Source organism: Mycolicibacterium arabiense (genome assembly GCF_010731815.2).
Lineage (GTDB): Bacteria > Actinomycetota > Actinomycetes > Mycobacteriales > Mycobacteriaceae > Mycobacterium > Mycobacterium arabiense.
On the sequence record NZ_AP022593.1, the window covers coordinates 3496368 to 3520082 of the forward strand.

The window sequence follows — 23715 nt, forward strand, 5'->3', positions numbered from 1 at the left end:
TCAGCGCCAATCGATTTGGGCCACCAGCGACTCGATGAGGTCGCTGACGTCATCGGGCATCGGCTGCCCGGCCTCGATGGCGACTACGGCCGAATCCGGCACGCCGGCAGCCTGGGCAGTCTCCTCGATCGTCAGGTTCGCTCGGCGCCTCGCAGCGTAGAGCCGCTGACCGAGCGGCGCGCCCGGTGCCGTCGCACCGAGCAACGACAGGTCGTCGATCTGGCGTCGCACGGCGCTCAACGCCTTCAGCAGCGACGGCGTCACCCGGCCGATACGGGCCGCGCTGGTCGCCACCGCCTCGAGTTGACGTAGGTCGGCCAGCATCGCGGTGACCCGTGGCGTAAAGCCCGGGTCGTCGACCGGCGGCAGCGACGTGGCGGCATCGGCCACGGAGCGGACGGCCGTGTCCACGGCCTGCGCGACGAGCGATACATCGGTCCCGCCCGCGGACGGCAGGCGCCGCGGCGGTTCCGGTTCGGCGGCGGCGGCCGTGGCGCCCTGCCTGAGCCGTGCGATGGTGCCCTGGGGCCACTGCAGCACTTCCTCGAGCTTCGCTCGAGTCCGCTCTCGCGGCCAACTGCGCCCCTTCTCGAACGAGATGAGCGCGCCTGCGTTGATGATCCCCTCGGCGGCAAGGCGGCGCTGACTGATGTCGAGTTCGCGGCGACGGGCAGCCGCAGCGGCGCCTGCACGAACCATGCCTGGGTCGACGTCACCAGCCGCATCGGCTGGCTCGACGTTGACCACGCGCCGTCCCTCTCGTTCAACCGCTGCACTGCTACGTCTGACCCACCTTAGACGGATCAGCTTCGCATCGAAAGCGTTGCGACGCGGTGATTACAACCATGTCATTGCGATGGTTTTCTTAGACATGTGCGGCACCGTGTGCGCCGCCGGCCCGCGCAGAACCAGCTCTGAGGTGCGTGCATGCGCCGGTTCGGGCTCCACCATCCGGGCAGATCACCAAACTGTTGCATCGCTACGGTTAGTGCTATAGATTCGCTCCATCGCGCAGCGGAGACGTGGCGCACGACCAATAGGAGCCAGAAATGAACGCAGTGGGGATGGACGGACTGCCCGTCGGAGAATGCACCCGCGACCCCGAACGGTGGGTGTCCAGGGCCGACGAGGAAGCCAAGGCCATCTGCCGGCTCTGCCCGCGCCGGTGGGCCTGCGCCCGGGAGGCCGTCGAACTCCCACGCGCCGAGGGGCTGTGGGCAGGCATCGTCATCCCGGAAGCCGGCAGGGGTAGGACCTTCGCCCTGCGTCAGTTGCGCTCGCTGGCCGAGCAGAACGGCTACGCCGTCCGCGCCCGCCGAATGTTCCTCGAATCCGCCTGAAACTCTCCGACCACGCGCCTCGCTGCCGGTTTCGAGGGGACGGCAGCGGGGCCGCGAAACTCGTGGGCCCGGTAGGAACAATCTTGGGCGAGAGGCCGTTAAGCTATTCGTACGGCCCCGGACAATGCCCCGGGTACCACCCCTTAAGTCGCCGAGAGCGACCACTTGCCGAGAGGCGCATAGGCGGGGCCGTACTTGGAAGCCGCCGACGCTCACGCGTCGGCGGCTCTCCTCGTTTCTGGGGCCCGACACGCTCTTGGACCGAACGCCGCACGCCTGTGGACGAACTCGCCACTGTGGATGACCAACGCAGTCTGTCGTGAACCGCTCCTAGCGTGATCTCCATGACGTACTGGATCAACACGGTCAGCCGGGGCCACGTGCAGCGCGGCGTGGCCGGTGGCTTCACGCAGGCCAATCACGGACGACCGCACATGCTGCGCAAGATGGCGAAGGACGACTGGATCGTCTTCTACTCGCCGAAGACCGACTATCCCGACGGCGATCCGCTGCAGGCGTTCACCGCCATCGGGCAGGTCGCCGACGACGAGGTGTACCAAGCCGACCTCGACCCCGAGTTCCAGCCCTGGCGTCGCGGCATGCGCTTCCTGCCGTGCGTGGAGACACCCATCCGGCCACTGCTCGACGACCTCGACTTCGTCGTCGACAAGTCGCGTTGGGGTTACCGCTTCCGGGCCGGTGCCTTCGCGATCGACGAGCATGACTTCGAGGTCATCCGGTCGGCCATGACGGGCTGAGCAGGCCGCCACTCACTACTCTGGTGGCGGTGAGCAACACCGAGGTGGCGCCGGACGAAGTCGCCTGCGGCGCCGAGCCGTTGGCGACCGTGTCGACCGACGTACTGCACCCTCGCGAGGTCCCGCTGGGTGGTCCTCGCGCCATCCGGGTGCGCCGCACGCTCCCGCAGCGCGACCGTTCCATGGTCGGCGCGTGGTGCTTCGCCGACCACTACGGGCCACACGACGTCACCGGCGGGTCGGGCATGGACGTACCACCCCATCCGCACACCGGTCTGCAAACGGTGAGCTGGCTGTTCGCCGGGGAGATCGAGCACCGCGACAGCGGTGGCGTGCACGCCATGGTCCGGCCCGGCGAGCTCAACCTGATGACCGCAGGCTCGGGCATCTGCCACTCGGAGGTGTCGACGCCGGACACCACGATGCTGCACGGCGCTCAGCTGTGGGTGGCGCTGCCCGACGCCGATCGCGACACCGCCCGCGACTTCGCCCACTAGGTGCCGCCGGCCCACACGACCGGCGACGCAACGGTGCGAGTGTTTCTCGGCGAGTTGGCAGGCGACCGCTCTCCCGTCGCCACCTTCACCCCACTGCTGGGCGCGCAGATCGATCTGCCGCCCCACGCGACCGTCGCCCTCGACGTCGACCCCTCGTTCGAGCACGGTGTCCTGCTCGATCAAGGTGATCTTCGGGCCGGTGGCGACGCCCTCGGCATCGGCGATCTCTGGTACCAGTCGCCCGGTTGCGATCGCGTGGAGTTGACCAACCGCGGCGACACCCCTGCCCGCGCCCTGCTCCTCGGCGGCCCGCCGTTCGGGGAGGAACTGGTCATGTGGTGGAACTTCGTGGGCCGCACCCACGACGAGATCGAGGCGTTCCGCGCGCAGTGGCAGGATCAGGACGAGCGGTTCGGTGAGGTGGCCGGATATCCGGGTACCCGCCTTCCGGCGCCGCCGTTGCCCAACGGCAGGCTGCGCCCCCGCCGCAACCCGACCCCACGAGGAGCACCGTGAGTTCCGAACCCATGACCGACAAGACCGGCGCACCAGTCACGGTCTCCGAGGAGCCCGGCCGGTTCACCATCGCAGTGGACGGCCGCACGGTAGGCCTCGCCGACTACCACGACCGCGGCGGTCAGCGCGTCTTTCCCCACACCGAGGTCGAGCCGGAGTTCGAGGGCCGCGGCCTTGGCACGATCCTGGTCGCCGAGGCGCTACGGGTTACCCGCGAGGAGGGTCTGCGCATCGTGCCGTCGTGCTCGATGGTGGCGCACTACGTCCAGAAGCACCCGGAGTACGCGGACATCACCGACTGAGCTGACCACCCGGCGTCGGCTTCGCACTGGTGGAGAACACCACGGTGCGACGGCGCTGTGCCTTGGCGGCATACATCGCGCGGTCGGCAACGCGCAGGAGCGTCGCGCCATCTCGGTCGTCGTCGGCGCCGGTCTCGACGACTCCGACACTGGCTCCCATCTGGACGGCGAAACCCGCGACCAGCACCGGCTCGGCCAGCATCGTCTGGATGCGCTCGGTCACCGCCGGCAGTTCACCCGGCTGGAACGGGCCGACCAGCAACACGATGAACTCGTCGCCTGCGAAGCGGCACACCACGTCGTCCTTGCGCACCGCTCCCCGCAATCGTTGCGCCGCTGCCTGAATGACGACGTCGCCGGCGTCGTGGCCCAGCGAGTCGTTGACGCCCTTGAGGTCGTCGAGGTCGATGAACAGCACGGCGGCCAATTGGCCGTGATCTCGCAGCCGTTGCACGCTGTCAAGCAGGAACGTGCGATTGGGGAGGCCGGTCAGCGGATCGTGCAGTGCCTGGTGAGCGAAGCGTTCGGTCGCCGATCGGCTGGCCGAGATGTCGCGGAACGAAATCAGCACCGCAGACCGCTCCCCCTCCTCGGGGTTCAGCCGACAGGTGCTGACGGCCAGCCAGCGGGCCTGGCCGTCCGCGGCATTCATGTTGAGCGCCTCACCGGTGAACGGCGTGCCGTCGCGCAGCGTCTGCAACACCGGCGGCTCGGAGATCGACTTGATCGGCGCACCCTCCGCGTCGTAGGCGAGGTACTCCCAGTGTTCCGACCACGCGCGCCTCAACTCGCGATAGCCCACCACGAGGTGGTCGGCCGTGACCCCGAGCAGACGCTTCACGGCGGGATTCACCGACAGGATGCGGCCGGTGTGGTCGAGTACCAGCACGCCCTCGTCGAGTGAGGCCACCACCGTCTCGAAGTGCTGCTCGGCACGCCGCAACGCCGTCTGGTCGGTGCAGAGCAGGACGTAGCCGTCGTCCATCGCCGCGGCCGAGACGCGCACGGTCAGCATGCGGCCGCCGACGTCGTAGTGCGTCATGGTCGCCACGCCGCCCAGGTCGAGGACCTTCTGCGGATCGAGTTCGGCGCCAACGGCTTCCGTGACCGGCCGGCGCATGACTTCGTCGGCCGAGCGCCGGTAGATCGTCTCGGCGGCGGGGTTCCAGCTCGTAACTTCGCCGTCGGTGGTCGTGGCGATGATCGCGTCGCTCACGTGCTGGACCAACGCCGCCTGGTAGCGCAGCGCAGACTCGACGGCCTTCTGCGCCGACACGTCGCGGAAGATCACCTGGTAGGCGGGTTCACCGCTCCACACCGTCAGCACCGACACCGCTTCGACGTCGAGGCGGGTCCCGTCGAAGCGCAGCATCGTGGCCTCGGACGGCTCGGAGATGTCGCCCTGACGGCGCAGCCCGGCGATGCGCGACAGCATGGCGGGCACCGACTCGGGATTCACGAACGCCGTGATCATGTGACCGATCATCTGGTCGGCGGAATCTGCTCGCATCCAGCGCAAGCCGGCCTTGTTGACGTAGACCAGACGACCGTGCTGATGCACGCAAATCGCATCAGGGCTGTGTTCGAGCAGCCGTCGATAACGCTCGTCGGCGGACTCGTTACCGGCTAGGGACAGCTCCGCGGGAGAGTCATCGGTAGCGCTGACGTCCGCCGCGGCGTCGATCTCGTCATCCCCCAGTGTCACGAAGGTCCTCGGCGATTCTGCGTTGCTTCTGGCATTCCAAAGTAACACCGAATTCTGGGCCCTTCCTGCGCAAATTCGATTCACCTGACTAGTCAATATGCCCGCCGTGACGGTTAATCGAAGGTAGGCGGGCCTAATCCTGGGCCCGACCAATCGGGAATGGGGAAATCACATGCATGCAATTCACGGCGGCACCAACATCATCGGCGTCGGAGCGGTGACCGGATACGGCTGGGGCGCCGGTCTCCTGTGGGACGGACTGATGAGCAGCAAGCCGGCCGCAGACCTGGTCGACGGCTACGGAGCCGACGGTGAAGCGGCCTGGCTGGCAAAGGTGCCCGTGGGCGGTGAGGCCCGCGACGGCGCAAGCCGCTCGGCGAGGGCCATGAGGTTCGCGGCCCGCGAGGCGATCACCGACGCCGAAGAACGTGGCTGGACGCCGGGCCGCCGCGTGGGTCTGCTGCACGCGGTCGTGCTGCCCGAGATCGAGGAGTGGCGGCAGTTCTACCTCGCCGACGGCGGTCAGCGGAAGGTACGCGACTACCTGGCGCTGATGCCGTCCACGCCGGTGTCGATGTTGATGCAGGAGTTCGGTTTTCACGGTCCCGCGATGAACGTGTCGGCGATGTGCGCGTCGGGCAATGCCGGGCTAATCACTGCGAAGATGTGGCTCGACACCGGTCTCGTCGACGACGTCGTCTTCGTCGCCACCGACCTGTCGCTCACGCCGGAGAACGTCGAGCACTTCGTCAAGCTCGGCGTCGCCGTGGTCGACGCCGAGCCGCTCGACGCGTGCCGACCCTTCCAGCAGGGCAGTCGTGGATTCGCCGTCGGCGAGGCCTCGGTCGCGTTCGTCCTCTCTGGCAAGGGCGTCGTTCCGTACGCCGAACTGCTCGGCGGGTCGATGACGCACGACGCCTTCCACGTGACGTCGGTCGACCCGGCGCGCACGCTGGTCGACGAATGCGTGCGGGAGGCGCTCGACGCTTCCGGCGTCTCTCCTGCCGACATCCGGTACGTCAACGCGCACGGGCCCGGCACCCAGCAGTGCGACACCGCCGAGGCAGGCGTGGTCGACGAGGTCCTCGACGGCCGACCCCAGATGTTCTCGGTCAAGCCGCTGGCCGGGCATTGCCAAGGCGCGGCGGCGGCGGTCGAGGTGGCCGCGAGCGCACTCGGCTATGAGCACGGCGTGATCCCCGCGCCGCCCTCGGTGGCACCGGGGCACGCGCGGCTCCTGGACGGCCCGACGCCGATCTCGGGTGGCCTGACGCTGAAGACGTCGCTGGGCATGGGCGGGCAGAACTCGGCAGTGGTGCTGGCCCCTCCTGGGGTGCGGGCGGCGTGACGTCGACGGGGTCGTCGTCGGTCGGGCTCTGCGATGGTGCGACCATCGAGCACGGCCGACGACGCTCCGCTCGCCGCCGAGACCCGCATCTCGCGGGTCGCAGACGCTCGGGCTGCCCGTAGCGGTCTGCGTCCGTACGCGGTCTTCGCGTTACTGTGCCTTGGCCGGCCCAGGCGTCCGATCAGATGGAAGAGTTGAACGACCCATGACTGCAGCAGCTGAACCGTTGGCACTCGAAGCGCGGGTCGGGCATTGGTACCAGATGGCCGACACCTACGTCGTCGGGCGCGAGAAGATCCGCGAGTACGCCCGCGCCGTGCAGGACTACCACCCTGCGCACTGGGACGTCTCCGCTGCTGCTGAGCTGGGCTACTCGGATCTGGTGGCGCCGCTGACCTTCACCTCGACGCCGGGCATGACGTGCAATCGCCGCATGTTCGAGCAGGTGGTGGTCGGCTACGACACCTACATGCAGACCGAGGAGGTCTTCGAGCAGCACCGTCCGATCGTGGCGGGCGACGAACTCCGCATCGACGTGGAGCTGACGTCGGTGCGGCGGATCGCGGGCAGAGACCTCATCACCGTCACGAACACCTTCACCGACACGGCCGGCGAGCGGGTGCACACCCTGCACACGACGGTCGTCGGCGTGACGGCCGAGGACCTCAACCCCGAGATCAAGACCGCCGTGCAGAACGCGATGATGCACGACGTCGACATCTTCGGCGTCGGCGAAGAGGAGTACCACAAGACGGAGCGTCCCGACGGCGACGTTCGGCTCTCCGACGGCGTCTTCAGTCGCACGCCGGGCACGCCGTCGTTCGACGACGTGAAGGTGGGCGATGAACTGCCCGCGCGCCACGCCAAGTTGTCGCGCGGCGACCTGGTCAACTACTCCGGCGTGGCCGGTGACGCCAACCCGATCCACTGGGACGAGAGCATCGCCAAGCTCGCGGGCCTGCCCGACGTGATCGCCCACGGCATGCTCACGATGGGACTCGGGGCCGGCTTCGCCTCGGCGTGGTCGGGCGATCCGGGTGCGGTCAGCCGCTACGCGATCCGGCTGTCGGCGCCGGCGGTCGTCTCGGCCACCGAGGGCGCGGACATCGAGTTCAGCGGCAAGGTGAAGTCGCTCGATCCCGAGACCCGCACCGGCGTCGTCATCGTCGGCGCGAAGTCGGCGGGCCGCAAGATCTTTGGGCTTGCGACGCTGGACGTGCGCTTCCGCTGACGCTCGGCGGTCACTGGGTCGATGGCGCGTCTTCGACGACCGCCGAGGTGGCCTCGTCGATGATCGCGCGCATCGCCTGCTCGGCCTGCTTCTCCTCGCCCATCCTGATGGCCCGGGCGACCTCGTCGTGCAATGCGATTGCCGCGATGTTCGGCCGTTCCGGCATCATCCCGTGATGGGTTCGGCCGCTGAGTAATTCGGCGACCACGCCGTTCAGTGCCCGGAACATCTCGTTCCCGCTGGCCTCCAGCAGCGCGCGATGAAACGCCCTGTCTGCCACCAGATAGGCGTCGAGATCCCCCGACCGACCGGTTACCACCATGTCGGACACGGCCGCCGCCATGATGCGGCATTGGTGTGGATCGGCACGCCGCGCCGCCAATGCCGCAGCGGCTGGCTCGAACCCGAGGCGTAGTTCGGACAGGGAGACGAGCAGGGCGACGCGGTCGCCGACGTCGAGCCGCCACCGGATCAACATCGGGTCGAAGACGTTCCACTTCGATGTCGGCTGGACCGTGATGCCGACCCGGCGTCGCGACTCGACCATGCCCATGGACTCCAGTACGCGAATCGCCTCCCGCGCGACGCTGCGTGACACTCCCTGGTCGGCGCTCACCCCCTCCAGGGTGAGGACGTTCCCGGCGGGGTACCGGCCGGACACGATGGCCGTGCCCAAGGCAGAAACCACGCTGCCGTGCAGTGCGCCACCATTCGGCCGGTCGACCATCGTCAAATGATGTCAGACAGTCCGATCTGGCGGTAGAGATCGCATCTTTGCGTCTGCCCCTTGCAATCGTATGACGATTGTTGGAAGCTGTGTGATGTCGCACACAGAAGGGTGGAGGGCATGGCCACACCGATCGTCGTCATGGGGGTCTCCGGGTCGGGCAAGTCGACCGTCGGGGCCGCCCTGGCGCAACGGCTGCGAGTCCCGTTCGCCGACGCCGACGACTTCCACCCGCCGGCCAACATCGCGAAGATGACGGCAGGCCATCCGCTCGACGACGGGGACCGCCTGCCCTGGCTCGATTCGATCGGGGAGTGGCTGGCGGCGCACGGCACCGGTGGCGTCATGAGCTGCTCGGCCCTCAAACGCAAGTACCGGGACCAGTTGCGCGGGCATTGCCCGGCAATCGAGTTCCTGCACCTCGAGGGCACGCTCGAGACCATCGGCAGGCGGCAGGCCAGCCGACCCGGACACTTCATGCCCGCAGCGCTGCTGGCCTCTCAGTTCGCGACGCTCGAGCCCCTCGAACCCGATGAGCGCGGCGTCAGGATCGACGTCGACCAGAGCATCGACACCATCATCGAAACGTACGTCACCACAACGGATTCGAACTCAACTGAGGAGGACCAATGATTCGGGGCATTGACATCGGCATGGTTGGGGGGTCTCGTGGAGGCCATTGACCCGGCGTACGGCACTGGCACGCTGCTGCTGATCGCGGCGGGCGCAGTCGCCCTACTGCTGTTCCTCATCATCAAGGTGAAGCTGCATGCCTTCTTGGCACTGGTGCTGGTCAGCCTTCTGACGGCACTGGCTGCCGGCATCCCCGTCGCCGACGTCCCGAGCGCACTGTCCTACGGGTTCTCGAACACACTCGGTTCGGTGGCGCTGCTCGTCGGCTTCGGCGTGATGATCGGTCGCCTACTCGAGATCACGGGTGGCGCACAGGTTCTCGCCGACACCCTGATCGGTCGTTTCGGCGAGAAGCGGGCACCGCTGGCGCTCGGCGTGGCCGCGCTGCTGTTCGGCTTCCCGATCTTCTTCGACGCCGGCCTGGTCGTCTTCCTCCCGATCATCATGACGGTGGCCCGGCGCTTCGGCGGTTCGATCCTGTTGTACGCGTTCCCCGCCGCGGGAGCCTTCGCCGCGATGCACGCGCTGGTTCCGCCGCACCCGGGTCCAGTGGCCGCCGCCGAACTGCTCGGCGCGAACATCGGCCTCACCCTGATCATCGGCGCGCCCGTCGCCATCGTGTCCTGGTACGTCGGCGCGTTCCTGGTGTCCCAGTTCATCGGCAGGCGCGTCTACGTCGACATCCCCACCTCGCTGTTCGGTGAGATCAACGGCGGCCGCGACACCGACGCAAGCGATGGTGTCGCTCGCGATGGCGGCGCTGGTGACGTCGATACCGGCGGTGCGGCCGTGGCCGGCGCCACACGCACGGCCACCCGCACGGCACCTGCCTTCCTGACCGTGCTCGGCGTGCTGATGCTGCCGTTCGTGTTGATCTCGTTCAACACCGTGCTGGACACCCTGATGACCGCCGGTGTCATCGAGGAGGGCGCCACGTGGGCCGAGTACCTCAAGCTGCTCGGGACCACCTCGATCGCACTGCTGATCACCGTGATCGTGGCGACACTCGTGTTGGGTTTGCGCGGTCGGTCGATGGCCGGCGTGACCGAAATCCTCGACAACGCCCTCGGCCCGATCTGCGCGATCATCCTCATCACCGGCGCCGGCGGGATGTTCGGTGGCGTGCTGCGGCTCAGCGGCATCGGCGATGCTCTCAGCGGCTCGCTGTCGAACCTTGGCATCTCGCTGATCTTGCAGGCCTTCATCATCTCCACCCTGCTGCGCGTGGCGCAGGGCTCGGCCACCGTAGCCCTGACGACGACTGCCGGACTGCTCAGCGCCGCCGTCGCGGCCGCCAACCTGGGCAACGTTCAGCTCGTCGCGCTGGTCATGGCAATCGCGGCAGGCGCAACAGTGCTGTCGCACGTCAACGACTCGGGCTTCTGGTTGGTCAGCCGGTTCTTCGGCATGGACGTCAAGACGACGTTGAAGACGTGGACCGTCTTGGAGACCACCCTTGGCCTGACGGCCTTCGTCCTCGCTCTCGGGTTGTGGGCCATCGGCTGACGAGGCGCACGTCCGGCTACTCCTCGGACTGAACGGCAGGTGCCGTCGGCTCCTGCGCACGTTCGACGACCTCGATGCGTTGTGCTGCAGACTCCGCCGACCCCAGTGCCCCCTGCACGGTGATCTCCAGCAGGCCGCGATCCAACAGGGACGAAACCTGTTCGGCTCGAACCGCCTTGGGCAGGGTGATCAGCCTGCGGAACTCGCCGTAGTACCGCTCGTGCACCAGGAACTCGACGTCCTCGGGCAGCTCCCGGCCCCGGGTGCCCGAGATCGTGAGCACACCGCGGCTAAAGCTCAGGCCGACGTTCGCGGGATCCACGCCGGCGAGTTCGACGCGGATCACCAGATCGTCGCCTCTGGCGAAGATGTCGGTGACCGGCACCCACGCCGAGGCATGGGTGCGTTCGGCCTCGGGCGCACCGTGGATGCCGAGACCACGCATCCTGGTCAGTTCCGTGAAGTAGTCGGTGACGCCCTCGAAGACGTTGGGTCGCGAGCCGGGCATGTTTTCTCCTTGAGGGTCAGCGACGCAGCGGGGTAGAGAGATCGACGCTACGGAGGAACTCGCGTGCCACCTCGACATCCTCACGCCCATCGGTCACTTCGGCATTCAGTTTCACGATCGCGTCGGTGGTCAATCGTGCGTTGACGGCGTTGACCACCCGCAGGAGTTGCTCGGAGTCCACGCGCGCGAGCTTGTCCTTGGACACCACCATCGCGACGTTCTGCGAACCGAACAGGAGCCGGGGGTCTCGCAGCAGCGCATAGGCACCGCTGCCGAGTTGCGGGTCGGTGGTGAACGCGTTGACCGCGTCGACCTTCCCCTCGTCGAGGGCGTCGTACTGCGACCCGAGCGGTATCGGACGGAACTCGGCGTTGGTCAGTCCGTAGACCTGCCTGAGGCCATCGAGGCCGAGGTAGAGGTTCTCGAACTCGGGCCGGGCACCCAGCGTGAAGGCTCCGCGCGAGCGCAGGTCACCGATCTCCGTCAGCTTGTTCGCTGCGGCGTACTCCTTGGTCACTGCGATCGCGTCGGTGTTCTCGAACGGCGTCATCTCGCTGGTGAACATGTCTTGCGAGTCGTAGAACTCCTCGACGCGGCGGTAGGTCTCCTGCGGATCGAGTCCGGACACGTGCTGCTTCGCGACGACCGAGAGCACGGTTCCCGTATAGGCCACGTAGCCGTCGATCTCGCCGGCGCGCAGGGCCTCGTCGAGCGCACCCGCCGGTCCGACGCCCTTGCGCAGATCGACCGCAAAGCCGTTGATGCCCAGTGCCTGCTTCCACAGCTCGCCGAGGATTCTGGCCTCGGGAAAGGCCGGCGTGCCCAACGTGATTCGCAGCGCCGCACCCTGTGGCTGCTGGGAGGCGTCCTTCTCGGCGTTGGTGCCGCACGCCGCGAGCACGGTGACCAGGAGCAGCCCGGCCAGCGCCGAGGTGAGGCGTCTCACGGCGCGCGCTCCTCGCCCACGGTGACCGGCGCATCCCGGGGTCTGTCCACGATGTCGACCTGCAGGATCTCGGAGCCGTCCTCCTCGCGGAGCGCCTTGAACCATGCCCACGTCACGGCCACCAGCACGAAGGTGAACGGGACGGCGCCCAGGATCGCCGCCTGCTGCAGGGCGACGAGTCCGCCGACGAGCAGCATCGCGCACGCGATGCCACCCATCAGGATGCCGAAGATCACGGTGACGACCTTGGACGGTGCGATCGACCCCTTGCTGGCCATGGTCGACATGACGACCGCCGCGGCGTCGGCGCCGCTGATGAAGAACAACGCGATCAGCAGAACGCAGATGAAGGACACGACGCCTGCCAGAGGCAGCGCGTCCAACGCGGTGAACAGCACCAGCTCAGGCGTCGCGAGGGAGCCGACGATGTCGGCGGCGCCGGTGCGCTGCAGTTCGATGCCCGTGCCGCCGACGATGGCGAACCACACGAACCCGAAGCCGGTGGGAGCCACCGCAACTCCGACGATGAACTCGCGGATGGTGCGTCCACGTGAGATGCGGGCGACGAACATCCCCACGAAGGGTCCCCATGAGATCCACCACGCCCAGTAGAAGATGGTCCAGCTGGCCATCCACGGTTCGTCACCGACGCCCGTCTGCACCGACATCGGGAACACCTGCATGATGTAGTTGCCGATCGACTCGATGCCGTTCGAGATGACCAAAACCGTACTGCCGCCGAATATCAGGAAGAAGAGGAAGACGCCGATCGTGGCGACCGATCCGAGATTGGCGAGGAACGTGATGCCCTTCTCCACGCCGGAGGTGGCCGAGAGGATGAACATCGCCGTGACGGCGACGATGATCACCACGGCCACCACGTTGGACTTGGGCACTCCGAACAGGTAGTCCAGGCCACTGTTGAGCTGTAGTCCGTTCAGTCCCAACGCCGTTGCGGTGCCGAAGAGCGTGGCGACGATGGCCAGGCCGTCCACCAGGCGCCCCAGGGGTCGCGACGGTGCGTCGGGTCCGAGGAACGGCGACAGCGTCGAACTGACGAGGATCGGCATGCCCCTCCGGTAGGCGAAATAGGCCATGGCGCCGCCCATCACGGCATACATCGCCCACCCGTTGAAGCCCCAGTGGAAGTAGGTGTAGCGGAGCGCGACGAGCGCCGCCTCCTCGGTCTCGGGTGTGGCCAGCCCGTGCGGCGGAGCCGTCCAATGCGTGACGGGTTCCGCGACGCCGAAGAACAGTAGGCCGGCACCGAGCCCCGCGGCGAACATCATCGACACCCAGGAGAACGTGCTGAACTCCGGGCGGGAGTCGTCGGGGCCGAGCCGGATCCGACCCCACTTGCTGACCGCGAGGACGACGCACACCACCAGGACACCGGTCGCGAGGAGGATGAAGGCCCAGCTGAAGTTTCCGATGATCCAGTTGAGGGTGCTCGTCATGACTGAACCGAGACTCTGCGGCGAGATCAGCCCCCACCCGACGAAGAACGCGATGACCACCGCCGAGCCCCACAGCACGGCGGGGTCCACGCCCTTGAGGTACCGGTTCACGCGGCCTCCACTTCGATTGTCGGGCAGCGGTGCGGATACCGCGCACGCCCTCGTGCAGCTACCTTGTGGTCCTTTTGCTGGACGTGTCAATACATTGGGTCAAGCGAAACGCAGCAACCAATGAGCAACGACCTGCGCATCTGCAGCACGCGGGCGCCACCGACGGATATCCTCTGGTTTGGGGTTTGCCCAGTCAGGGCAGCCGAACACTCGTGGCGTCGATAGGCGTTCAACGAAGCGAGCGGGGGCAGCGTGCTCGAGCACACGTCTCGTCCGGGTGAGCACCCATGACACGAAGCCCTGTCACGCCGTCGCGCGAGGACCTGGATCGCGCAGTTGCCGGCACCGGCCTCAGGGCGGTGTTTCAGCCCATCGTCTCCCTTGCGGAGGGCCGCGTCGTCGGGTATGAGGCGTTGGCGCGCTGGCCCCACCTCAACGGCGTGCCACGCGAGGACGTCTTCACCTACGCCGTGCGAACCGGGCGGGCAGCCCTGCTCGAACGTCACTGCATCGAGGCAGCCATCGGTGGCGCACGGGCCGCCGGGCTGGCGCCGGGCTCCACGCTCTTCATCAACTGCGAGGCGACCGCGCCGTTCCTCAGTCGATCCGACAGCGACGTCTTGGCCGAGGGCGCCGAACGGTTCCGGCTGGTCTTCGAAGTCACCGAGCGGAGCCTGCTCGCGCACCCGCCCGACCTGCTTCGCAAGGTCGTCGCGCTGCGGGAGGAGGGCTTCGCCATCGCACTCGACGACGTTGGCGCCGACATGAACGCGCTCGCACTGCTCGACGTGCTGGCGCCCGACGTCATCAAACTCGACATGTCGCTGGTCCAGTCGCGGCCGCACTATGAACAGGCCCGAACGTGGGCAGCGGTGCTGGCCCACCACGAGCGCGCCGGTGCACGCGTGCTTGCAGAGGGCATCGAGACGGTCGAACACCTCGATCGCGCTCTCGCTCTCGGCGCAACCCTCGGCCAGGGCTATCGCTTCGGGCATCCCGGTCCGTTGGGTCGCAACGCGACGGCGGAGGTCCCGTCGCCGCCGATCCGGACTCAAGACCCGTGCGTCGACTTCGGGTCGCCGTTCGACGCGGTCGCGAAACAGCAGTCCACGCCGAGGGACTCCGTACCCGTCGCGACACACCGGCACGACAAGGCCACCGTGTTGGCGCTGTCGCGGTACCTCGAGCAGCAGGCGTTGGAGGCGAGCGACCCCCCGATGGTTCTCACCGCGCTTCAGGAGGCTCAGTACTTCGACGGCGAGACCCGAGCGCGGTACGAACGTCTCGCGATGCGTTCGCCACTCGTGGCGATCTTCGGCCGCGACGTCGCAGACCACCTCGGCTCGGGGATTCACGGTGTGCGTTTCGACCGCGACGACTCGCTGCAGGACCAATGGATCGTCCTCGCGTTGGGAGCGAACATCGCGACGGCCTTGGTGTCGCGCGAGGTTCCGGCCCACAACGGGTCAGGCGATGCCGGCGGCCGCGTCTTCGACGTGACCTCGATCAACGACAGGACCATGGTGACGGGGGTAGCGCGCCAACTGCTCAGCCGCATGCTGACGCCGGCGCACCCGAACCATCGACGTCTGCTCAACTGAGCACCCCCGCGGGCGACACTGACACCGTCGGCGTCGTTTCGACGCGAAATCCCTGGGTATCGCCGCCATTACCCTTCCAGCAGACCACCAGGGAGTTCAAGGCATGAGGACAGAGAAGCTGGTGGTCGCCGTTGCGGCCGCCGCAGTCGCATTCGGCATCGGCGCCGCTCCCTCGGCATTGGCAGCGGGCAATGTTCAGACAGTGGGCATCGAGGAACTATTGAGAGACCCCAATGGCACCGAGATCGCCTACACGGTGACCAAGATCGTCCCCAGCGGTGATCCCGTCGCCTACCCGGTCGGTGGCCGACTGTACGAGGCCACTGTGATGGCCGGAGCCCTACGGGGAATCGTCAACCCGGTGGTCCCGTTCTTCAACGCCCGTTCCGCGGGCGGGGCCAACTACCCTGCACTCGTTCGGGTATCGACGCTCAGCGCAGGCCCACTCTTCGAAGGCAGCACCACGACCGGAAAGGTCTACTTCGACGTGGTGGGCGACCCGCCGAACAGCGTGGTCTACGACAACGGACCCGAGGACCTATTGACCTGGGTCCAAGCCGGCGACGCGATGCCGGGCGGAGCCACCGGTGGTGGCTCCACAGGCGGGGGCAGTGGGTCCGAGGGAGTGATGGGATCGACCGGGCCGAACGACGTCAGCCCGTCGACGACCGGCGGTGAATCCGGTAATACGGGCGAAGAGGGCACCGAAGGCGGCGGCGGGAATCTCGATTCCGGTGGCGGTGCCGGCGCACCGAACGGTGACACCGGCGACTGATTCTTCGAGCGGCGTCGGGTCACCGTCCCATTGCGACGGGCGGCTCGGTCATCGCCAAGATTCGTTCGTCGAGTAGTTGCTCGACGCGACGGGTAGATCCTTGCGCGCCGTCGTCATGCACGACGTCCCACACCGCAGTCATTAGCTCCGCATCGATGTCTCCCAGCTCGCGCACCACTGAATCATAAGAGCGAGCCGGTAGGTCAGCGCGTCGAGGAGAAATCGATGCCCGAACGCGCCGCACTCAGCCGACCGGCGTCGGTACCCAGTTCCCGTGGAACCCCGCGGGCACTCGGTGTGGCAGCTTGACGGCGGCGATCTGGTCCAGCGTCCTGGCGTCGAGGATCGCCAGCTCGCTGCGGTCCGTCGGCCGATCGTAGACGTACCCCATCAGCACGCCGTCGTCCTCGGCGGCGTCGGGTGCGGACGGATGAAACACGAACTCGCCCAACGCCTTCTCGACGCCGAACGATCGCGCCTGGCTGTCTCCGCCCACGAAGTCGTGCTTGAGCAGCGTGCCGGCACCGGCGGTGCCCTCACCGACCGCAGGCGCGTAGCCGTACCGGTGCCGCTTGCCGACGAGGCGCTCGTCGACACGGGGGAACTCCTGCGCCCGATCGTCGATTCGTGACTCGCGCACCTTGCCGTCGGCGAGGTCGACCGTCCAGCGGTCCAGCGTGGGTGGACCCTCGTTCGGCCCGAGGTGGTCGGTGTCGAACATCTTCGGGTGGCGGATGACGTCGAGCACGACGGTGTCTCCGTCGTCGTAGGCGTTCATCGGGTGGAAGACGTAGCAGGGTTCGACGTCGAACCAGCGAACGTCGGCGCTACCGCCGTCGCGCGGCATGACCCCGACCCTCGCGGGATAGCGAGCATTCCACGAGTAGGGGAAGCGCCGGTCGGCGCTCATTCCCGATGGCGTCCTGGCGCTGATCGGATCGGGTATGCGAACCCGACCGATCAACGCCGACAACAGGAGCCGGGCGGGCAGCCGTAGTCCGCGCGGCACGGTCATCTCCGCAGCCTGGCGGCTGTCGAACGTCACCGGGAGGTCGTAGAAGACGACGTGACGCTCGGTCAGCGAGAAGTCGTGCATCATCGGGCTGCCGGTGACCTCGATGTCGACGGTGCGCCGCGCGCGGCCGTCGACGCCGATCACCGAGTACTGCACGGTGTTGCCGCGGTACAGGTTGTACGAGACCGCATGCAGTTCGCCGGTTTCCGGGTCGCGCTTCGGGTGGGCGGTGTAGCCACCGGTGATCGTGCCGTCGAAGTCGCACGGTCCGACGGTGTCCAGTTCGTCGGTCAGTTCAAAGGTGGCGACGCCGCCCTCGACCAGCGCGAGGGTCTTGCCCGCGTGACCGACGACGTTGGTGTTGGCGCCCATTCCCGAGATTCCGAAGTGTCGGTATGACGGCGTCTCCCCGAGCATGCGGGCGGCATGTGGGCTGCGTACCCAGCGGTTGCGATACCACTGCGCCTTGCCGTCGCGGAGGCGCATGCCGTGCACCATTCCGTCGCCGATGAACCAGTGGTAGAGCTCGGGATCGATCTCGCCAATGGGGTTTGGACCGTTGCGCAGATACCGCCCGTCGAGGTACTCGGGGATGGCGCCGGTCACCTCGAGGTCGGTGAGCGTGAACTCCTCGCTCACCGGTGCGAACGAATCTTCCAGGTAGCGATTGGTCATGACTTGCCTTCCATAACGGTGTTATGCGCTACCCATGTATAACAGCGTTATGGCAAGCTCGCAAGGGTGAGTGACGTTCGTGAGCGATTGATCGACGGCGGCCTGCGGCTCCTGGAACGTGACGGTCTCCAGTCGCTCAGCGTGCGCAACCTGGCCACCGAGGTCGGTACGTCGACCATGGCGGTCTACACGCACTTCGGCGGGATGACCGGCGTGATCGAGGCCGTTGCGAGCGAGGCCTTTTCACGCTTCGCCCACGCCTTGACCGATGCCGAGCAGACCGACGACCCCGTCGCGGACTTCTTCGTGATGGGCGCCGCCTACCGCAGGTTCGCGCTTGCGAACCCCCAGCGATACCAACTCATCTTCGGCGCCGCCGCGCCGACGTCGGTCGCCGGCTCCCGCACCGACGTCACCAGCACCGGAAGCGCCACCGATCGTTCCGAATCGGCGGCGTCGTTCGATGCGCTGCGCGAAGCCGTGCGGCGGATGATCGCGGCAGGCCGCATCCGCGACGACGGAGAGCTGAACATCGCCGGCCGCCTCTGGAGCCTGGTCCACGGCGCGGTGATGCTGGAGTTGGCCGGTTTCTTCGGGCACGAGGGCCACGGCCTCACCCACGTCCTGGCCCCACTGACGGTCGACACCATCGTCGGGATGGGCGACGAGCGTGATGACACGATCGAATCCCTGAGCAGGGCAATGTCTTTGGTCCCGTGACCGGTCGAGTGGTCCTGGAGTGTCGATCGCGAAGGCCTGGGCAGCGGCGTCGTCCAGGTGACCGACGCGGGTCTGCCCGGTCGGAGAGACGGTAGCCTAACTGATATCCGAGAAGTTGCTGCCGGAACCGTACGGAGGATCGATGCGCACGCTCTTGTCACACGAGACAGGTGCCGCCATTCGAGCCTTCATCGTCGACAATCGGCTCAAGCCTGGAGATCCGCTGCCGTCGGAAGCCGAGCTGGCAGCGCTGCTCGACGTAGGCAAGACCTCGGTCCGCGAAGGACTCCGACGACTCGAAGCCCACGGCGTCGTCGAGGTCCGGCGCGGCAAGGGTCTCTTCGTGGGCGCGTTCAGCTTCGGGCCGCTCATCGAGCAGTTGCCCTACGGCCTCCAGACCGACAGCGTGCCGTTGGCACAACTCTTGCAGACCCGACGCGCACTCGAGGAGGGCCTCATCGGTGAGGTCGCGAAGGTCATCACCGACGAAGAGTTGAAGGAGCTGGACGGGCTGGTCGACGAGATGCGCGCCAACGTCGAGCACGGACGCGTACCTGCCGAGGTCGATCAAGCCTTTCACCAGGCGCTCTTCGCTCCGCTGGGGAACCCGTTCGTCCTGCAGCTCATCGACGTGTTCTGGACGATCTTCCGCAAGGCGTCCGATCACGTCGTACTCGATCTCCGCCGGCCCACGGCCGAGGACCATGCCGCGATCGTCGACGCACTCCGATCGGGTGACCCCGCCGAGATGACGCGCGCCGTTGCACGGCACTTCGAGGATCTGCAGCGCAGCCTCGATACCCACACGCCATAGGTACCGCCCAGCCGGGGGGTTGTTGTGACCTGTGTCATGCATTACCGTCCAGATATCCGTTCACACATATCTGATATCTGATTGGAGGTGCTGGCCAATGGCGACCGCACCCCGCGCTGCCGACGAACAGGGCTCGCTCACCCGCACGCAATGGAAGCAGTTCTGGGCCGCTTGGATCGGCTACCTGCTCGACGGCTTCGACTTCATCCTGATCACCCTCGTGCTCACCGAACTGGCAGACGAGTTCGACCTCAGCCTGGTGCAAGCCACGACCCTCGTCAGCGCGGCCTTCGTCTCGCGATGGTTCGGCGGCTTGATACTCGGGGCGGTCGCGGATCGCTTCGGCCGCAAGGGCGCGATGATCATCAGCATCTTCTGTTTCGCCGGAGGCAGCTTCCTCTGTGGGCTCTCCTGGGGCTACTGGTCGATGTTCGTCTTCCGCGCGATCGTCGGAATCGGTATGGCTGGCGAGTACGCGAGCAGCGTCACCTACGCGATGGAATCCTGGCCGAAGCGCTTCCGCAACCGCGCCAGCGGCGCTCTGCTGTCTGCGTATCCGATCGGCGTGGTCCTCGCCAGCCAGCTCTATCCCCTGGTGGTACCGAGCCTCGGGTGGCGCTGGATGTTCTTCATCGGCCTCTTCCCAGCGGCCGTCGCACTGTGGATGCGACGCGTACTACCCGAGGCGACGGAATGGGAGGAGAGCGTCAAGCGAGGCGCGATCGCTGAGAACACCGCCATTGCACTGCTCTTCAATCCTGCACGCCGCCTTGCCAACATCACCATTTCGATCGTCGCCGCCGTCGACTTGGTCGTCATCTTCAGCCGCACCGTGACCGGGCCGTGGGTCGTCGCGCTGGCACTGGTTGCCGCCGGCTGCTTCTTCGTACTCGCACGGCAGCTCGCCGACGGCAAGACCGGGATGTTCGTGATGTTGATCATGACCGTCCTCACCGCCTTCCTCTACTCCTGGCCGCTGCAGTCGCTGCTGCCCACCTACCTGAAGACCGAGTTGCAGTTCGATCCGGCGCAGGTGGCACAGGTATTGCTGTGGGCCGGCCTGGGCTACGCGGCGGGTTCGGTGACATCGGGCATCGTCGCCGACCGGTTGGGCACCAACCGCACATACGTTCTCGGACTGCTCATCTCGCTGCTCTTCGTCGTTCCGGTGTTCTCGCTGAGCAGTGATCACGTGGTCTGGCTGTGGGTGCTGTTGTTCGGCCTGCAGTTCTTCAGCCAGGGAATCTCGGGGCTGCTGCCGAAGTTCATCTCGGATCACCTACCCGTCAACGTTCGCGCCAGCGGGCTCGGCTTCTGCTACAACGTCGGCGCACTCGGTGGCGCGATCGCACCCATCATGGGTGCGTCCGTCGCGGCGTCCCTCGGCCTTGGCACCGCACTGACGGTACTGACGGTCGGCTTCACCGTTCTGATCGCCATTCTCGTCGGCTTCGACGTAGCCGGGCGAGTGGGTCGCATCGGATCGGGTGTCACCAAAGACGATGCGGGCGCGAGCCTATGAGTATCCGTGTTGGACTGGGCGGCGTCATTCCGCCCCTCACCACCCCACTCGATACCGACGGCGAAATAGACACGGCATCGTTGGAACGGCTGTGCAGCTTTCTCATCGCGGCCGGTGTGGACGGGCTGTTCGTCGGTGGTTCCTCGGGTGAGACTGCGCTGCTGTCGGACTCGCAGCGGTACGAAGTCATCGACGTAGCCGTCAGCACCGCTGGCGGTCAAGTGCCGGTGGTCGCCGGTGCGGTGGACACCGGTACCGCACGCGTTATCGATCACGCGCGGGCTGCGGCCAAGCGGGGCGCTGCCGCCGTGGTCTCGACGGGGCCGTTCTACGTTGCGCCACACCCCGATGAGGTCGTCAGGCACTTCGAGTTGATCTCCCGGGCCGTCGACGTGCCGGTCATCGCCTACGACATACCCAGCGCCACGAACACGCGGCTACCCCGCGACGCCATCGTCGAGTTGGCGGAGTCCGGAACCATTGCGGGCCTGAAGGATTCGAGCGGGGACTTGACCGCCTTCCGTCAGATCCTGCTGGCGACCGCCGACACCGACCTGCGCGTATTCACCGGCTCCGAGACGGTCACCGACCTCGCGCTCCGCCTCGGTGCGCACGGGCAGGTGCCCGGGCTGGGCAACGTAGACCCCGACGGGTACGTCAGGCTCGGACGCGCTGCCGCCGCCGGCGATTGGCGTACCGCCAATGCGGAGCAGGAGCGACTATTGCGGCTGTTCTCCATCATCGACGTGGCAGACCGGTCGAGGATCGGTTTCACCGCAGCAGCACTGGGTGCGTTCAAGGCTGCGCAGTACCTACGAGGGGTGATCTCGCTGCCGCGATGCGCCGACCCCCTGCTGCCGCTGGTGGGCCGTGAACTCGATGCCATCCGCGCGATCCTGGTCCGCGAAGGCATCAGCGTCGAGCGGTGATGACCCGCTCGAGACCTACCAGAGCCCTCACACCGTGATGGACAGCTCGGCACCCGGGTGCGAACTGAGCGTGATGACGACGGATCCCGGGCCCGTTACCAAGGTGGTGTTGGCGTAGCCGACGAAACCGTAATGTCCGTCGATCGTCGACACCGCGGTGAAGTCGTCAGTCCCCGAGGCGCCAGTCTGGAGGTTCTTCCACACAGCGGAGACGGTCAGCGCACAGGAGCCGTCGTACACGCCTGCGTCGTAGCTGATCGCAACACGGATGCCGTTCTCGACGCGGCCGTCGACCTGGACCGGAACCACCTGTGCGTCGGCGCTGACACTGCCCGCACACGTCGGAGACGCCACCACCGGAACTCGATCGAGTTGGTCAGAGGGTTCGGCGTGGGCCGTCGTGGCCAACAACCCGGTCGCTGCCATCGCGACGACGAGGGCACCGGCAGCACGGAACGGAGTCATGCCCCGATCATCGACGGCAGAGGCTGCGGTGTTTCAGAGCGCGCATGTCGGGATCGTGACGGCATCGACCGATGAGGCCGGTCGGCCCGTCGGGCGGTCTACCCTGCATCCCGTGATGCAGTGCCGCGCGATCGCGAAGTCGGGATAGAGACACCGCCCATGCCCGGACCGGTTGCCATCCACTTCTTCCTCGAATTGGCCGTCATCCTCGCGGCCTGCCGCGTCGTGGGGCTGCTGGCACGGCGCGTCGGTCAGCCGCAGGTCGTCGGCGAGATGATCGCGGGCGTCGTGCTCGGTCCATCGCTGCTGGGCCTGATCGCACCCGGCGTCCAGGACTGGCTGTTCCCGCCGGGCGACGCGAACACCGTGCTCTACACCGTGGCGCAGATCGGCCTCGTGCTCTACATGTTCCTCATCGGGCTCAACTTCGACGTCGACCTGATCAAGCATCGGGCTGCCACCGCGGTGGCCGTCTCGACGGCCGGCTTCGTGACACCGCTCGTCTGCGGCGCGCTCATCGCCGCACCGCTGCTGGGCGCCGGGATCTTCTTCGGTGAGAACGTCACGCTGCTGATGGCCATGCTGTTCCTCGGCGCGTCGATCGCCACCACCGCCTTCCCGATGCTCGCCCGCATCATCTTCGAAAAGCGGCTCACCGGAACGCCCTTGGGCACACTGGCATTGGCATGCGGGGCGACCGACGACGCGCTGTCCTGGTGCATCCTCGCTGTGGTCCTCGCCATGAACCAGGGCAGCTCGTCCACCGCCCTCCTGGCGATCGGTGGCGGCATCCTCTACGCGCTGTTCGTCCTGACGATCGGACGGCGGGCCCTGCGCCCGCTCGGACCGATGTCGGAACGGAAGGACGGCATCAGCGCACCGGTGCTCAGCACCGTGCTGTGTCTGCTGATGCTGTGCGCCTGGTTCACCGACCTGATCGGGATCTACGCGATCTTCGGTGCGTTCATCCTCGGCGTCGCCATGCCCTCGGGATTCTTCGCCGACCGGCTCACCGGCACGCTCGAGCCGACGGTCACCACGTTCCTGCTGCCGCTGTTCTTCGTCTACTCGGGCCTGAACACCCAGATCGGCCTGGTCGACACCCCTGGGCTCTGGGCGGTGACGATCGGGCTCCTCGTCGTGTCGATCGCCGGCAAGGGCGTCGCGTGCGCACTGGCCGCGCGTCTGCGAAAGGTCCCGCTGCGCGAATCCGTGGCCCTCGGCGCGCTCATGAACGCACGCGGGCTCATCGAACTGATCCTGCTCAACATCGGGTTGCAGGCCGGGATCATCACCCCAACGCTCTTCACCATTCTCGTCCTGGTCGCGATCGTCACGACCCTGATGGCCTCGCCGATCTTCGAGTTCGTCTACGGTCGCCACCGCTCGGCGGCGGGTCGCAGCGATGAGCCGAGCGACGTCAAGCCGCCTGCGGTCAATGCCAACGAAACGTAAGTGATCGGTAACAACTCACACACCGTCCGCGTAGTGCGTTCGGACACCGTGCAATCCACACCCGGCAGCGTCGATTTCGCGTCCGTCCGGCTGCGTTCTTCGCCCGGGCAGAGCCGCGGGCGCGTGTACCGTTCGAACTGCTCAGGGACTTCTTCGACC

Annotated in this window: 23 protein-coding genes and 1 pseudogene; 15 read left to right on the top strand and 9 right to left on the bottom strand. The window is 67.0% G+C overall.

The window, feature by feature from the left end; all coding sequences use genetic code 11:
• Window positions 1-747, bottom strand: a complete 747-nt coding sequence (locus tag G6N61_RS18345) for a helix-turn-helix domain-containing protein (RefSeq protein ID WP_407666252.1) — start codon at window positions 745-747, stop codon at window positions 1-3.
• A gap of 302 nt (window positions 748-1049) precedes the next feature.
• On the opposite strand from G6N61_RS18345, the gene G6N61_RS18350 reads away from it, so the two are divergent.
• The 4 genes and pseudogenes from G6N61_RS18350 (at window position 1050) to G6N61_RS18365 (ending at window position 3413) form a co-directional block, all read left to right on the top strand.
• Entirely contained in the window at window positions 1050-1340 is a 291-nt protein-coding gene (locus tag G6N61_RS18350; RefSeq protein ID WP_170314475.1) for a WhiB family transcriptional regulator, read from the top strand.
• A 344-nt stretch (window positions 1341-1684) separates the two neighbouring features.
• Window positions 1685-2098, top strand: a complete 414-nt coding sequence (locus G6N61_RS18355) for an EVE domain-containing protein (RefSeq protein WP_163919809.1) — start codon at window positions 1685-1687, stop codon at window positions 2096-2098.
• Between the two features lie 29 nt (window positions 2099-2127).
• Window positions 2128-3111 (top strand): annotated as a pseudogene (locus tag G6N61_RS18360) (pirin family protein).
• 11 nt (window positions 3112-3122) lie between these two features.
• Window positions 3123-3413, top strand: coding sequence for a GNAT family N-acetyltransferase (locus G6N61_RS18365; protein WP_163924921.1), 291 nt, complete (start codon window positions 3123-3125; stop codon window positions 3411-3413).
• Here G6N61_RS18365 and G6N61_RS18370 read toward each other — a convergent pair.
• Window positions 3403-5202 (bottom strand): sensor domain-containing protein, encoded by a 1800-nt coding sequence (locus tag G6N61_RS18370; RefSeq protein WP_235887175.1) that lies wholly within the window; start codon window positions 5200-5202, stop codon window positions 3403-3405. The genes G6N61_RS18365 and G6N61_RS18370 overlap by 11 nt on opposite strands.
• Window positions 5203-5290: 88 nt before the next feature.
• Here G6N61_RS18370 and G6N61_RS18375 point away from each other — a divergent pair, with 88 nt between their 5' ends.
• The gene (locus G6N61_RS18375; RefSeq protein WP_163919810.1) at window positions 5291-6466 is read left to right on the top strand and encodes a beta-ketoacyl synthase N-terminal-like domain-containing protein; all 1176 of its coding nucleotides are present in this window, start codon (window positions 5291-5293) and stop codon (window positions 6464-6466) included.
• Window positions 6467-6671: 205 nt separating this feature from the next.
• On the top strand, window positions 6672-7697 hold the full coding sequence (locus G6N61_RS18380) for a fused (3R)-hydroxyacyl-ACP dehydratase subunits HadA/HadB (protein ID WP_163919811.1): 1026 nt from the start codon (window positions 6672-6674) through the stop codon (window positions 7695-7697).
• 10 nt (window positions 7698-7707) lie between these two features.
• Here G6N61_RS18380 and G6N61_RS18385 read toward each other — a convergent pair whose 3' ends face one another.
• A complete protein-coding gene (locus tag G6N61_RS18385; RefSeq protein ID WP_163919812.1) occupies window positions 7708-8424 on the bottom strand; it encodes a FadR/GntR family transcriptional regulator in 717 nt (238 codons plus the stop codon).
• Window positions 8425-8544: 120 nt separating this feature from the next.
• On the opposite strand from G6N61_RS18385, the gene G6N61_RS18390 reads away from it, so the two are divergent.
• Together G6N61_RS18390 and G6N61_RS18395 are read left to right on the top strand one after the other, a co-directional pair.
• A complete protein-coding gene (locus tag G6N61_RS18390) occupies window positions 8545-9057 on the top strand; it encodes a gluconokinase (protein WP_163919813.1) in 513 nt (170 codons plus the stop codon).
• Between the two features lie 36 nt (window positions 9058-9093).
• Window positions 9094-10563 (top strand): GntP family permease, encoded by a 1470-nt coding sequence (locus G6N61_RS18395; RefSeq protein ID WP_163919814.1) that lies wholly within the window; start codon window positions 9094-9096, stop codon window positions 10561-10563.
• Window positions 10564-10579: 16 nt separating this feature from the next.
• On the opposite strand, the gene G6N61_RS18400 is transcribed toward G6N61_RS18395, so the two are convergent.
• From G6N61_RS18400 to G6N61_RS18410, 3 genes are read right to left on the bottom strand one after another with little or no spacing between them, the layout of a single operon-like run.
• Window positions 10580-11071, bottom strand: coding sequence for an Hsp20/alpha crystallin family protein (locus tag G6N61_RS18400; protein ID WP_163919815.1), 492 nt, complete (start codon window positions 11069-11071; stop codon window positions 10580-10582).
• Between the two features lie 16 nt (window positions 11072-11087).
• Window positions 11088-12017 (bottom strand): ABC transporter substrate-binding protein, encoded by a 930-nt coding sequence (locus tag G6N61_RS18405; protein WP_163919816.1) that lies wholly within the window; start codon window positions 12015-12017, stop codon window positions 11088-11090.
• Window positions 12014-13585: a BCCT family transporter gene (locus G6N61_RS18410; RefSeq protein WP_163919817.1), complete on the bottom strand. Its 1572-nt coding sequence runs from the start codon at window positions 13583-13585 to the stop codon at window positions 12014-12016. The genes G6N61_RS18405 and G6N61_RS18410 overlap by 4 nt, the downstream gene beginning before the upstream one ends.
• Before the next feature lie 287 nt (window positions 13586-13872).
• Between G6N61_RS18410 and G6N61_RS18415 the strand changes: the two genes are divergently transcribed.
• Entirely contained in the window at window positions 13873-15186 is a 1314-nt protein-coding gene (locus tag G6N61_RS18415; protein WP_163919818.1) for a sensor domain-containing phosphodiesterase, read from the top strand.
• A gap of 103 nt (window positions 15187-15289) precedes the next feature.
• Window positions 15290-15961, top strand: coding sequence for a DUF1942 domain-containing protein (locus tag G6N61_RS31155; RefSeq protein WP_163919819.1), 672 nt, complete (start codon window positions 15290-15292; stop codon window positions 15959-15961).
• A gap of 19 nt (window positions 15962-15980) precedes the next feature.
• Here G6N61_RS31155 and G6N61_RS18425 read toward each other — a convergent pair whose 3' ends face one another.
• Window positions 15981-16136, bottom strand: a complete 156-nt coding sequence (locus G6N61_RS18425; RefSeq protein ID WP_163919820.1) for a hypothetical protein — start codon at window positions 16134-16136, stop codon at window positions 15981-15983.
• 69 nt (window positions 16137-16205) lie between these two features.
• Window positions 16206-17651 (bottom strand): carotenoid oxygenase family protein, encoded by a 1446-nt coding sequence (locus G6N61_RS18430; RefSeq protein WP_163919821.1) that lies wholly within the window; start codon window positions 17649-17651, stop codon window positions 16206-16208.
• 66 nt (window positions 17652-17717) lie between these two features.
• On the opposite strand from G6N61_RS18430, the gene G6N61_RS18435 reads away from it, so the two are divergent.
• The 4 genes from G6N61_RS18435 (at window position 17718) to G6N61_RS18450 (ending at window position 21636) form a co-directional block, all read left to right on the top strand.
• A complete protein-coding gene (locus tag G6N61_RS18435; protein ID WP_163919822.1) occupies window positions 17718-18371 on the top strand; it encodes a TetR/AcrR family transcriptional regulator in 654 nt (217 codons plus the stop codon).
• 142 nt (window positions 18372-18513) lie between these two features.
• Window positions 18514-19185, top strand: coding sequence for a FadR/GntR family transcriptional regulator (locus G6N61_RS18440; RefSeq protein WP_163919823.1), 672 nt, complete (start codon window positions 18514-18516; stop codon window positions 19183-19185).
• A 97-nt stretch (window positions 19186-19282) separates the two neighbouring features.
• Window positions 19283-20707 (top strand): sialate:H+ symport family MFS transporter, encoded by a 1425-nt coding sequence (locus tag G6N61_RS18445; RefSeq protein ID WP_163919824.1) that lies wholly within the window; start codon window positions 19283-19285, stop codon window positions 20705-20707.
• Window positions 20704-21636: a dihydrodipicolinate synthase family protein gene (locus tag G6N61_RS18450; protein ID WP_163919825.1), complete on the top strand. Its 933-nt coding sequence runs from the start codon at window positions 20704-20706 to the stop codon at window positions 21634-21636. The genes G6N61_RS18445 and G6N61_RS18450 overlap by 4 nt, the downstream gene beginning before the upstream one ends.
• A gap of 27 nt (window positions 21637-21663) precedes the next feature.
• Here G6N61_RS18450 and G6N61_RS18455 read toward each other — a convergent pair whose 3' ends face one another.
• Window positions 21664-22101 (bottom strand): hypothetical protein, encoded by a 438-nt coding sequence (locus tag G6N61_RS18455; RefSeq protein WP_163919826.1) that lies wholly within the window; start codon window positions 22099-22101, stop codon window positions 21664-21666.
• A gap of 159 nt (window positions 22102-22260) precedes the next feature.
• On the opposite strand from G6N61_RS18455, the gene G6N61_RS18460 reads away from it, so the two are divergent.
• Window positions 22261-23556 carry a cation:proton antiporter gene (locus G6N61_RS18460; protein ID WP_163919827.1) on the top strand — a complete coding sequence of 432 codons (1296 nt, stop codon included), beginning with the start codon at window positions 22261-22263 and terminating at the stop codon, window positions 23554-23556.
• The last annotated feature ends 159 nt before the right edge of the window (window positions 23557-23715 follow it).